We start from the raw sequence: 12039 nt of genomic DNA, 5'->3' as shown, positions 1-12039 counted from the left end.
TCCTTGGATATCGTTGGCGGCCTGGCCGCCCCTATGCGGGGGAATGTAGCATGCCGTGCGCGGGCGAAGTGCGCGCCGCGTCAAGCCGTGCGAAGCGTCCGCCGGGCAGGCTGGCGATGCGGCCGGCCAGTTCCAGCGCGAGCAGCGCGCGGTGCAGCACGTCGTCGGACAGGCCGCTATGCTCGGCGAGCCATTCGTAGGTGACGGGGCCGTATCCCAATGCGGCAAGCACGGCCTGTTCGGACGGGGTGCCGGGCAGCGGTGGCGCCGGCGATGGTGCTTCGTCCCGGGCGGGCGTGGCGGCCGGAACGGGGGCGCCAATTTGCATAAGCCCGGTAGCGGCACGCCGAGGGGCGGCGTCGGTCTCGCGGAGGTCGCCGGTGTCCGCGCACGGATGCCCGGAACACGCCGCACCGCCCGCCACGCCGGATTTCGATTCGCCCAGCCCGTATTCCTCGAGCACGTCGAGCGGCGCAGCCGTCAGCTTCGCGCCGTCGCGGATCAGTGCGTGACAGCCTTGCGCGAGCGGCGCATGGATCGAGCCCGGCATCGCGAACACATCGCGCCCCAGTTCATTCGCGAGCCGGGCGGTGATCAGCGAGCCCGAGCGCGGCGCGGCCTCGACGACGAGTGCGCCGATCGCGAGCGCGGCGATCAGCCGGTTGCGCTGCGGGAAATGTGCGGCGCGGGCAGGCGTGCCGAGCGGCCATTCCGACACGATCGCGCCGTGCGCGGCGATCTCGTGGGCGAGCGCGCGGTGCCGCGCCGGATAGACGAGATCGGCGCCGGTCGCGATCACCGCGACCGTGCCCGACCGGCCGTCGAGCCCGCCACGATGCGCGGCGCCGTCGATCCCGAGCGCGAGGCCCGACACGATCGGCAGCCCGGCGTCGGACAGATCGCGTGCGAAGCGCGTCGCGTCGGCGAGACCTTGCGGCGTTGCGTGACGGCTGCCGACCACGGCGAGACTGCGCGCGTGCAGCAGGTCGAGCCGGCCCTTTACATATAGCAGCAGCGGCGGATCGTGCAGGTCGCGCAGCCGCGGCGGGTAGGCCGGGTCGTTCAGCGTGACGAGCGCATTGCCCGGCGCATCGAGCCACGCGAGCGCGGCGTCGGTGCGCGCGTCGAGATCGTCCCGCTCGCTTGCGCGCACGGCCAGGGCGGCGGCGGCGCTGGTGACGGCGGCGATGGCGTGGTCGGACGCACGCAGCAGCGCGTCCGGCGAGCCGAACGCATCGAGCAGTGCCTGCAGCACGGCGGGGGCGAGGCCGGGCGCATGCGCGAGCTGCAGCCACGCGCGCACGGCGGAGGTGGTCAGCGCTTGCGGCGACATGAGGCGCCCCTCGAATGCGGCGGCCAGCGAACCGCGTGGCGCCATGATAAAATTTTCATCATCCGAAATACTCGACAGGGCCGCGCGCGCAGGCGCCCGGCCAATTGCAGGAGGCATGATCCGCGGCATTGATTCGCCGCGCGTCCGCCTCATCTTCATTGCATCCCGGCGGCAGCGCCAGCCGGCCGGATGGCCGATGCGGCACGCCGCCCCACCGAATACCGAACGCCATGGCTTTACTCAATATTCTTCATTACCCCGACAAGCGGCTGCACAAGGTCGCGAAGCCCGTCGACAAGGTCGACGACCGGATCCGCAAGCTCGTCGCCGACATGGCCGAGACCATGTATGCGGCGCCGGGCATCGGCCTTGCGGCCACGCAGGTCGACGTGCACGAGCGCGTGATCGTGATCGACATCTCCGAGGAGAAGAACGAGCTGCGCGCGTTCATCAATCCCGAGATCGTGTGGTCGAGCGACGCGAAGCAGATCTATGAAGAGGGCTGCCTGTCGGTGCCCGGCATCTACGACGAAGTCGAGCGTCCCGATCACGTGCGCGTGCGCGCGCTCAACGAGCAGGGCGAGACCTTCGAACTCGACTGCGAGGGCCTGCTGGCCGTGTGCGTCCAGCACGAGATGGATCACCTGATGGGGCGCGTATTCGTCGAATACCTGTCGCCGCTCAAGCAGACGCGCATCAAGACGAAGATGAAGAAACTCGAACGCGCGATGTAACGCGCGTTCGCCCAGCTCGAACCCGAACGCTGTCATGACCCAAACGTTGCGCGTAGTTTTTGCCGGCACGCCGGAATTCGCCGCGGCTGCCCTTGCCGCGATCCACGAGGCCGGTTTTCCGGTGCCGCTCGTGCTCACCCAGCCCGATCGCCCTGCCGGGCGCGGGATGAAACTGCAGGCGAGCGCGGTGAAGCGCTACGCCGTCGAGCACGGGATGCCCGTCGCGCAACCGCCGTCGCTGCGCCGCGCGGGCAAGTACCCGGCCGAGGCGGCCGACGCGATCGAGTTGCTGCGCTCGACCCCGCACGACGTGATGGTGGTCGCCGCATACGGCCTGCTGCTGCCGCAGGAAGTGCTCGACATTCCGCGCCACGGCTGCATCAACATTCACGCGTCGCTGCTGCCGCGCTGGCGCGGTGCCGCGCCGATCCACCGCGCGATCGAGGCCGGCGACGCCGAGACGGGCGTCACGCTGATGCAGATGGACATCGGCCTCGACACCGGCGCGATGATCGAGGAAGCGCGCATCGCGATCGCCCCCGACGAGACGACCGCGACGCTGCACGACCGGCTCGCCGCCGAAGGCGCGCGACTGATCGTCGACGCGCTCGTGCAGCTCGAGCGCGACGGCGTGCTGCCGGCGACGCCGCAACCGGCCGACGGCGTGACCTATGCGGAAAAGATCGGCAAGCACGAAGCGGCGCTCGATTGGCGCAAGCCGGCCGACGTGCTCGCGCGCCAGGTGCGTGCGTTCGATCCGTTCCCGGGCGGCGTCGCGACGCTCGACGGCGCGGCGATCAAGCTGTGGGCGGCCGAGCCCGTGGCGGCGTGCGGCGATGCGGCGCCCGGCACGATCGTCGAAGTCGCGCCGGAAGGCGTGGTCATCGCGTGCGGCAGCGGGGCGCTGCGCGTCACGCAGTTGCAGAAGCCGGGCGGCAAGCGGCTGCCCGCGCGCGAATTCCTGGCCGGCTCGCCGCTCGCCGCAGGCCAGCGTTTCACGCTGACCGACGTTGCCTGAAGCGGCCTGACCGCCATTCGACACGGCCTGCCGCGCGTGCGCAATCGGCCGGATGGCCGAGTCGCGCGGCGCGGCAGGCGCGCGTAGAATTTCCCTGCGCTCTCCGGTTTCGAGGTTTTCATGTTCGGCATCACCCATTTCGGCTTCTTCGTGCTGGCAGTCTTCCTGCTGAACGTCACGCCCGGCCCCGATACGGCCTATATCGTCGGCCGCAGCGTCGCGCAGGGCCGCGGCGCGGGGCTGATGTCGGCGTTCGGCATTTCGGCCGGCTGCTGCGTTCACGCGCTCGCCTGCGCATTCGGCCTGACCGCGCTGCTCGCGGCATCTGCTGCCGCATTCACGGTAATCAAGCTGGTCGGCGCCGCCTACCTGATCTACCTCGGCGTGAGAATGTTCGTCGCGAAGCAGGCGGCCGAGCCGTCGGGCAACGCGGCCCCACAGGCCGCGAAGCCGCTGCGCCAGCTGTTCATGCAGGGCTTCTGGACCAACGTGCTGAACCCGAAGGTCGTGCTGTTCTTCGTGTCGTTCTTTCCGCAGTTCGTGTCGGCCGACAGCCCGCACAAAGCATGGGCGTTCCTGACCCTCGGCGGCGTGTTCGTCGCGATGAGCACGGTGTGGACCAGTCTCGTCGCTTGGGTCGCGGGCAGTGTCACGGAGCGCTTCTCCGGCAAGCCGGGCGTCAAGAAGTGGCTCGACCGCACGGTCGGCAGCGCTTTCGTCGGCCTCGGCCTTCGTCTTGCAACATCGCAACGCTGAGATTGAATTTTTCCGGCAAGACCTTATCTAACAAATCGCTTACAATTTTCCGTCGCGCCCTTTGATGCGCGGCGGGTCCCCTGACGGATAAGGAGTGGGTATGTTCAATTGGGTCAAAACGGCGATGCTGATGGCCGCGATCACGGCCCTGTTCATCGTGATCGGCGGGATGATCGGCGGCTCGCGTGGCATGACGATCGCGCTGCTGTTCGCGCTCGGCATGAATTTCTTCTCTTACTGGTTCTCGGACAAGATGGTGCTGCGCATGTACAACGCGCAGGAAGTCGACGAGAACACGGCGCCGCAGTTCTACCGGATGGTGCGCGAGCTGGCCACGCGCGCGAACCTGCCGATGCCGCGCGTCTACCTGATCAACGAGGACGCGCCGAACGCGTTCGCGACGGGCCGCAACCCCGAGCACGCGGCAGTCGCCGCGACGACGGGCATCCTGCGCGTGCTGTCGGAGCGCGAGATGCGCGGGGTGATGGCGCACGAGCTCGCCCACGTGAAGCACCGCGACATCCTGATCTCGACGATTACCGCGACGATGGCGGGCGCGATCTCGGCAATTGCGAACTTCGCGATGTTTTTCGGCGGGCGCGACGAGAATGGCCGGCCGGCCAACCCGATCGCGGGTATCGCGGTCGCATTGCTCGCGCCGATCGCCGGCGCGCTGATCCAGATGGCGATTTCGCGGGCACGCGAGTTCGAGGCCGATCGCGGCGGCGCGCAGATTTCCGGTGATCCGCAGTCGCTCGCGACTGCGCTCGACAAGATCCATCGCTATGCGGCGGGCATCCCGTTCCAGGCCGCCGAGCAGCATCCGGCCACCGCGCAGATGATGATCATGAATCCGCTGCACGGCGGCGGCCTGCAGAATCTGTTCTCGACGCACCCGGCCACCGAGGAGCGCATCGCGCGCCTGATGGAGATGGCGCGTACCGGCCGCTTCGACTAAGCCACGGCACACCGTGCGGCAGTTGTCGCGCGAGGGCCGCCACACCACCCCGCACGCCTCGCGCTGCGGGGTGTTTCATTTGTGCGTGCGGTAAAGGGGCCAAAGGGCCTGCAGCATCGCACGCTACAATGCCCGGTTTGGGATCGCAGGGCCCGCGATCCCGCCGTTTGCCGCGCTTGTTTGCCGAATTTGCTCTGATGACACGAACCCGTTCTACCGCTCCGTCTTCTTCCGGCCGCCCGGCGCGCCTGTCCGCGCTGCATCTCGCGCCCGATTCGCTCGGCTTCGCCCTCGATGCGGCCGCGCAGGCGGTCGATGCGGTGCGGCGCGGCACCGCGCTGCCGGCGGCACTCTCGGCGGTATTTGCGCAGATGCCGTCCGATGCGCAGGCACTCGCGCGCGGGGCGACGCAGGACGTCGCATACCGGACGATGCGCCGCCTCGGCAGTGCGGACTGGCTGATCGGCCGGCTCATCAGCAAGGCGCCGCCCGCACACGTTCACGCGGTGCTCGCCGGCGCGTTGGCGCTGCTGCTCGACCCGGCGGACGAGGCCGCGTATTCGGCGTTCACGGTGGTCGACCAGGCCGTGACCGTGATCGGTGCGCGCCGCGAATGCGCGTTCGCGAAGGGGATGGTCAACGCGGTGCTGCGCCGTTTCCTGCGTGAGCGCGACGCGCTCGTCGCGGCGCTGCAGGACGATGTCGTCGCGCGCTGGAACTACCGCGCGTGGTGGGTCGATTCGGTGAAGCGCGCATGGCCCGATGCATGGCAGGCGATCCTTGCGGCCGGCGAGCAGCAGGGGCCGCTGACGCTGCGCGTGAACGCGCGCCGCGCGAGCGTCGACGCGTATCTCGATACGTTGCGCGCCAACGGGATCGAAGCGACCGCGATCGGCCGGCATGCGGTGCGGCTCGCGTCGGCGCGACCGGTCGATCGCATTCCGGGGTTTGCCGACGGCGTCGTGTCCGTGCAGGACGCCGGCGCGCAACTCGCAGCCGAATGGCTCGGTGCGCGCGACGGCATGCGTGTGCTCGACGCATGCGCGGCGCCCGGCGGCAAGACCGGCCATATTCTCGAACTGGCCGATGCGGAAGTCGTCGCGCTGGAAAGCGATGCCACGCGCGCGGCACGGATCGGCGAGAACCTCGTGCGGCTGTCGCTCGAAGCGGACGTGCGTGTCGGCGATGCGGGCGCACCCGGCGCGTGGTACGACGGGCGCCCGTTCGACCGCATCCTCGCCGATGTGCCATGCTCGGCGTCCGGCATCGTGCGTCGGCACCCCGACATTCGCTGGCTGCGCCGCGAGGCTGACATCCCGGCGCTCGTCGCGGAACAGCGCCGCATCCTGTCGGCGTTGTGGCCGCTCGTGAAGCCGGGCGGCGAACTGCTTTACGTGACCTGTTCAGTCTTTCCCGAAGAAGGCGAATTGCAGGCCCGCTGGTTTGAAGCGGCCTGTGAAGATGCGGTACGATTGGACGCCCCCGGCCAGCTGCTGCCGGGCGGAGTGCAGGGAGGGGCGGCCGCCGGCGCGCTCGACCAGAACACCGATCACGACGGATTTTTCTACGCGCGGTTTCAGAAACGGTGACGATCAAACACCTTTTTCCACTTCGGCTCGCGGCCGCCCTGATGGTCGCGTTGACGCTGTGCCTGGCCGTCGTCCGGCCGGCGCAGGCCGAGTCGATCGCCGTGCAGCGCGCGTCGCTCCAGTCCGACGGAAGCGGCTGGGCCCTCGACGCCCGCTTCGATTTCGAACTGAACCCGAGCCTCGAGGATGCCGTCAACAAAGGCATTCCGCTTTATTTCACGACCGACTTCGAGTTGAGCCGTGCGCGCTGGTACTGGTTCGACGAGCAGCCGGTGGCGGTGACGCAGACGATCCGCCTGTCCTTCCAGCCGCTCACGCGCGAGTATCGCGTGTCGACGGGCGGCCTGCAGCTCGGCTTCCCGTCGCTGAAGGACGCGCTCGCGGTCGTCAGGCACATCACGTCCTGGCACGTGATCGACCGCAACCAGGTGCGCGCCGGTGAAACCTACACGGCATCGGTGCGGATGCAGCTCGATACGGCGCTGATGCCGAAGCCGTTCCAGGTCGATGCCGTGAACAACCGCGACTGGACGCTCGGGTCGGACTGGAAGCGCTTCAACTTCACGGTGACCGAACGTGCTAAATAAAGTGCGCCGCGCGGCCAGCGGGAAGAGCTTCCTCGTTCGCGTGATCGTCTCGACCGTCGCGCTCACCGCGCTGTTGCTGCTCGTGCTGCTCGCGGCCGCGAGCGCGAATACCGAATTCTTCGATCGCTACTACTCGTGGCTGTACGCGACGAACATCGTCGTCGCGCTCGTGTTCCTGCTCGTGGTGCTCGGGCTGATCGGGATGATCGTCGTGCGCCTGAGGAAGGGCAAGTTCGGCACGCGGCTGCTCGCGAAGCTCGCGGTGTTCTTCGCGCTCGTCGGCGTGGTGCCCGGCGGGATCATCTACATCGTGTCGTACCAGTTCGTGTCGCGCAGCATCGAGTCGTGGTTCGACGTGAACGTCGAGACGGCGCTGACGGCCGGCCTGAACCTCGGCCGCGGGATGCTCGATGCTTCGCTGTCCGATCTGCAGACGAAGGCGCGGCTGATGTCCGACCAGCTCGCGAGCGTCGATGCGAACACGAACGGCACGACGCTCACGCTGCTGCGGATGCGCGACCAGTTCGGCGTGCAGGACGCGACGATCGTCGAGCCGAGCCGCGGCGGCTCGGGGGCGGCCCCCGACCTGCACATCGTTGCGCAGGCGTCGGGCAATTTCGCCGCGCTGATTCCGGACGACCTGCCGACGCCGCTGATGCTGAACCAGGCGCGCGAACACGGCGCGTACGCGGCGATCGAGGGTGAAGTCGACGGCGACCCGCGCGCACACGGCGCGAAGGGGGCGCTGCGGTTGCGCGTCGTGCGGCCGATTCCCGATGCATCGACGTCGCTGCTGCAGCCGGCCGAGCGCTTCCTGCAGCTCACGCAGCCGGTGCCGCCCACGCTTGCCCACAACGCGGATGCCGTGCAGCGCGCGTATCGCGAGTACCAGGAAAAGTCGCTCGGCCGCACGGGGCTGCGCAAGATGTACATCGGCACGCTGACGCTTGCACTGTTCCTCGCGACCTTCATTGCGATGATGCTCGCGCTCGCGCTCGGCCAGCAGCTCGCGCGGCCGCTGTTCCTGCTCGCGCAGGGCACCAAGGAGATCACGGAAGGCGACTACACGCCGAAGCGCGAGATCAAGACGCGCGACGAGCTTGGCTTCCTCACGCAGTCGTTCAACGCGATGACGCGCCAGTTGTCCGAGGCGCGGCTCGCGGTCGAGAAGAACCGGGTCGCGCTCGAGCATTCGAAGACATATCTCGAGAGCATCCTCGCGAACCTGACGGCCGGCGTGTTCGTGCTCGACCGCCAGTTCCGGCTCACGACGGCCAATCGCGGCGCCGAGCGGATCTTCCGGCAGCCGTTCAACGCGCTGATCGGCACGACGCTCGACCGGATCGGCGTGGCCGCCGGGTTCGGCGCGATGGTGCGCAAGGCGTTCGCCGATCGCGAGGCGGCGTCCGACGGCGCGAGCGGCGACGGCGGCCACTGGCAGCAGCAGTTCGCGATCGAGCTGCCCGGCGAAGCCGATCCGCTGACGCTGCTCGTGCGCGGCACGCGCCTCGTGTCGACGGTCGAGGGGCAGGCCGACGATCCGCAGACGTCGGGTTACGTCGTCGTGTTCGACGACATCTCCGACGTGATTTCCGCGCAGCGTTCGGTCGCGTGGGGCGAGGTCGCACGCCGGCTCGCGCACGAGATCAAGAATCCGCTGACGCCGATTCAGCTGTCGGCGGAGCGGCTGCAGATGAAGCTGTCGGACAAGCTCGCGCCGTCCGACGCCGATGTGCTCAAGCGCGGCGCGACGATGATCGTCAATCAGGTGGCCGCGATGAAGCGGATGGTCGACGATTTCCGCGAATACGCACGGACGCCGCCGGCGGTGCTCGCGAATCTGCAGTTGAACGAACTGGCGAGCGAGGTGCTCGGGCTGTACGGTGTGGGCGAAGGCAAGAGCGCGATCGTCGCCGAGCTCGCGCCGTCGCTGCCGGTGATACGCGGTGACGCGACGCAACTGCGTCAGGTGATTCACAACCTGCTGCAGAATGCGCAGGATTCGGTCGCGGAGTCGGCGCATCCGCGTGTGTTGATTGAAACCAAGACAGTAGAATATGGCGATCCCGACGCCGAGGGTAAAACGCGCGTCGCGGTACGTCTCACCGTGTCCGACAACGGGCCCGGTTTTCCGGCGCGCATCCTGACCCGCGCGTTCGAGCCTTATGTGACGACGAAGGCGAAGGGCACGGGTCTGGGGTTGGCCACGGTCAAGAAAATCGTCGATGAGCACGGTGCGCGGATCGATCTGCGCAATCGCATGCACGGCGAGACCGTCGAGGGTGCGCAGGTGTCGATCCTGTTCCTGCAGATGGCGAGCGATGCGCCAGGCGCCGAATCAGGCGTGCAGGACGGGACGACACCCGCCAAGACAAAAGCAAGTGAGCAGACAAAGGCAGCGTAAATGGCAACCATCCTGGTGGTAGATGATGAAATGGGCATCCGGGAATTGCTCTCGGAGATCCTCAGCGACGAAGGACATGTCGTCGAGGCGGCGGAGAACGCGCAGGCCGCGCGGGAATACCGGTTGAATCAGGCGCCCGATCTCGTGCTGCTCGATATCTGGATGCCCGATACCGACGGTGTGACGTTGCTCAAGGAGTGGGCAGCGCAGGGGCTGCTGACGATGCCCGTGATCATGATGTCCGGGCACGCGACGATCGATACGGCCGTCGAGGCGACGAAGATCGGCGCGCTCGATTTCCTCGAGAAGCCCATCGCGCTGCAGAAGCTGCTGAAGTCCGTCGAGCACGGTCTCGCACGCGGTGCGGCGCCGGTGTCCGCGAACGCGGCAGCGAGGGCCGGTGCGGGGCAGGCAGCGGGGCCGGCGGCGGTTGCGTCCGCGGCTGCGCTGCCGACGCTCGGCGACGACATGGCTTCGGCACTCGGCCTCGCAGGCCAGACGGCCGCGATTCCGTTCGACATCCCGTTGCGCGAGGCGCGCGATGCGTTCGAGCGCGCGTACTTCGAATATCACCTCGCGCGCGAAAACGGCAGCATGACGCGCGTCGCGGAGAAGACGGGCCTCGAGCGCACGCACCTGTATCGCAAGCTCAAGCAACTCGGCGTCGAGCTCGGCAAGAAGCCGTCCGAAGGCGCCGTTTAAAATATTTTGCGAAAGTACTTGCGCAAGTGAAGAAGGGCCGATATACTTTCTCTTCTTCGTTGGCCCGGTAGCTCAGTTGGTAGAGCAGCGGATTGAAAATCCGCGTGTCGATGGTTCGATTCCGTCCCAGGCCACCAGAATTAAAACCCCAAGAATCGGAAGGTTCTTGGGGTTTTTCGTTTGTGGTGGGGTTTGCGTGATGAGAGGGATGGCGTGGCGTGCCCGGCAGTTGGCGTGCCCGGCAGTATTCGTGAGGGCATGATAAAATCCTTGTCCGCTCAATAACTTAGCGCATCGCTTCATGCGCACGGCAGGCTGCCAGCGTGGCGCCGCCGTGGCGCGCGGCAACGATGCCGCGCGATGGGCGGTATAAGCGCTCCGCCGCGTTCGCGGCCGATTGCGCTGCCTATACTGGTCGAGCCGGCTCAGGCCGGCACGCGTCGGGCCGTCCGGCGGCAGCCGGCCCCGGGGCGCAGCGCGACGCGAGCCTACACATTCACGGAGTTTCACGGTGATTCGGACAGACGCTAAAGACGGCGCGCTCGTGTTGTTTTCCGGCGGCCAGGACTCGGCCACGTGCGTGGCATGGGCTCTCGAACGCTACCAGACGGTCGAGACGCTCGGCTTCGATTACGGCCAGCGCCACCGCGTCGAGCTCGAATGTCGAGAAGGCGTGCGCGAAGCGCTCAAGCGTAAGTTTCCCGCATGGTCGGACCGGCTCGGCGACGATCACATGATCGACCTGTCGGTGCTCGGCGCGATCAGCGATACCGCGATGACACGCACGATCGAGATCGAGACGGCGGCGAACGGCCTGCCGAACACGTTCGTGCCGGGCCGCAACCTGATGTTCATGACGATCGCCGCGGCGATCGCCTATCGCCGCGGGCTGCGCGTGCTGGTCGGCGGGATGTGCGAGACGGATTTCTCGGGCTATCCCGACTGCCGCGACGACACGATGAAGGCGCTGCAGGTCGCGCTGAACCTCGGGATGGACACGCGCATCGTGCTCGAGACGCCGCTGATGTGGCTCGACAAGGCGCAAACGTGGCAGCTCGCCGAGCAGCTCGGCGGCGAGGCGCTCGTCGAACTGATCCGCGTCGAGACGCACACGTGCTACGTGGGCGAGCGTGCGGAACTGCACGACTGGGGCTTCGGCTGCGGCGAATGCCCGGCCTGCAAGCTGCGCAAGCGCGGCTACGAGGCCTACCTGAAGGGCGAGCGGGTGACCGAAGCGCCGCTGTGACGCGGGTGCGCCGGCAGCGCTGGATGGATAACGGATTCTGATCGACAACGAGCGGCGCGAGCCGGACCAAGGACGATGACTTACGCGGTCAAGGAAATTTTCTACACGTTGCAGGGCGAGGGCGCGAACGCGGGCCGGCCGGCCGTGTTCTGCCGGTTCGCCGGCTGCAACCTGTGGTCGGGCCGCGAAGAGGATCGTGCGGAGGCCGTGTGCCGCTTCTGCGATACCGACTTCGTCGGCACCGACGGCGAGAACGGCGGCAAGTTCAAGGACGCCGAAGCGCTCGTCGCGACGATCGCCGGCCTGTGGCCGGAGGGCGAGGCGCACCGCTTCGTCGTCTGCACGGGCGGTGAACCGATGCTGCAGCTCGACCAGGCGCTCGTCGATGCGCTGCACGCGGCCGGCTTCGAGATCGCGATCGAGACCAACGGCTCGCTGCCGGTGCTCGAATCGATCGACTGGATCTGCGTGAGCCCGAAGGCCGACGCGCCGCTCGTCGTCACGAAGGGCGACGAGCTGAAGGTCGTGATCCCGCAGGACAACCAGCGGCTGGCCGACTACGCGAAGCTCGACTTCGCGTATTTCCTCGTCCAGCCGATGGACGGCCCGTCGCGCGACCTCAATACGAAGCTCGCGATCGACTGGTGCAAGCGTCATCCGCAGTGGCGGTTGTCGATGCAGACCCACAAATATCTGAACATTCCCTGAGCTC

At 67.7% G+C, this 12039-nt stretch carries 11 protein-coding genes and 1 tRNA gene; 11 read left to right on the top strand and 1 reads right to left on the bottom strand.

Features of this window, described 5'->3' with window-relative positions; genetic code table 11:
* Nucleotides 1–31 precede the first annotated feature (31 nt).
* Nucleotides 32–1378: a DNA-processing protein DprA gene (gene dprA, locus LGN17_RS22180; protein ID WP_226198653.1), complete on the bottom strand. Its 1347-nt coding sequence runs from the start codon at nucleotides 1376–1378 to the stop codon at nucleotides 32–34.
* A gap of 185 nt (nucleotides 1379–1563) precedes the next feature.
* Between dprA and def the strand changes: the two genes are divergently transcribed.
* The 11 genes from def (at nucleotide 1564) to queE (ending at nucleotide 12035) form a co-directional block, all read left to right on the top strand.
* Entirely contained in the window at nucleotides 1564–2067 is a 504-nt protein-coding gene (gene def, locus LGN17_RS22175) for a peptide deformylase (RefSeq protein ID WP_174388625.1), read from the top strand.
* 34 nt (nucleotides 2068–2101) lie between these two features.
* Nucleotides 2102–3085: a methionyl-tRNA formyltransferase gene (gene fmt / locus LGN17_RS22170; RefSeq protein ID WP_226198652.1), complete on the top strand. Its 984-nt coding sequence runs from the start codon at nucleotides 2102–2104 to the stop codon at nucleotides 3083–3085.
* Nucleotides 3086–3205: 120 nt separating this feature from the next.
* Nucleotides 3206–3841: a LysE family translocator gene (locus LGN17_RS22165; RefSeq protein ID WP_226198651.1), complete on the top strand. Its 636-nt coding sequence runs from the start codon at nucleotides 3206–3208 to the stop codon at nucleotides 3839–3841.
* A gap of 100 nt (nucleotides 3842–3941) precedes the next feature.
* Nucleotides 3942–4799 (top strand): zinc metalloprotease HtpX, encoded by an 858-nt coding sequence (gene htpX, locus LGN17_RS22160; protein WP_011353570.1) that lies wholly within the window; start codon nucleotides 3942–3944, stop codon nucleotides 4797–4799.
* 197 nt (nucleotides 4800–4996) lie between these two features.
* On the top strand, nucleotides 4997–6388 hold the full coding sequence (gene rsmB, locus LGN17_RS22155; RefSeq protein ID WP_226198650.1) for a 16S rRNA (cytosine(967)-C(5))-methyltransferase RsmB: 1392 nt from the start codon (nucleotides 4997–4999) through the stop codon (nucleotides 6386–6388).
* Complete coding sequence (locus tag LGN17_RS22150) at nucleotides 6385–6975, top strand: DUF4390 domain-containing protein (protein ID WP_175971083.1); 591 nt, start codon at nucleotides 6385–6387, stop codon at nucleotides 6973–6975. The genes rsmB and LGN17_RS22150 overlap by 4 nt, the downstream gene beginning before the upstream one ends.
* Nucleotides 6965–9379, top strand: coding sequence for a sensor histidine kinase EsaS (gene esaS / locus LGN17_RS22145; protein ID WP_226198649.1), 2415 nt, complete (start codon nucleotides 6965–6967; stop codon nucleotides 9377–9379). The genes LGN17_RS22150 and esaS overlap by 11 nt, the downstream gene beginning before the upstream one ends.
* Complete coding sequence (esaR, locus tag LGN17_RS22140) at nucleotides 9380–10081, top strand: response regulator transcription factor EsaR (RefSeq protein WP_175971081.1); 702 nt, start codon at nucleotides 9380–9382, stop codon at nucleotides 10079–10081. It begins immediately after the preceding gene.
* 61 nt (nucleotides 10082–10142) lie between these two features.
* Nucleotides 10143–10218: transfer RNA gene (locus tag LGN17_RS22135), tRNA-Phe, on the top strand.
* Between the two features lie 374 nt (nucleotides 10219–10592).
* The gene (gene queC / locus LGN17_RS22130; protein ID WP_107310506.1) at nucleotides 10593–11327 is read left to right on the top strand and encodes a 7-cyano-7-deazaguanine synthase QueC; all 735 of its coding nucleotides are present in this window, start codon (nucleotides 10593–10595) and stop codon (nucleotides 11325–11327) included.
* Nucleotides 11328–11402: 75 nt separating this feature from the next.
* A complete protein-coding gene (gene queE, locus LGN17_RS22125; RefSeq protein WP_175951230.1) occupies nucleotides 11403–12035 on the top strand; it encodes a 7-carboxy-7-deazaguanine synthase in 633 nt (210 codons plus the stop codon).
* The last annotated feature ends 4 nt before the right edge of the window (nucleotides 12036–12039 follow it).

It is taken from the genome of Burkholderia sp. AU30280 (genome assembly GCF_020420125.1).
GTDB lineage: Bacteria > Pseudomonadota > Gammaproteobacteria > Burkholderiales > Burkholderiaceae > Burkholderia.
The sequence above is the reverse complement of the archived record's forward strand: the minus strand, read 5'-3'. Positions and strand labels throughout refer to the sequence as shown.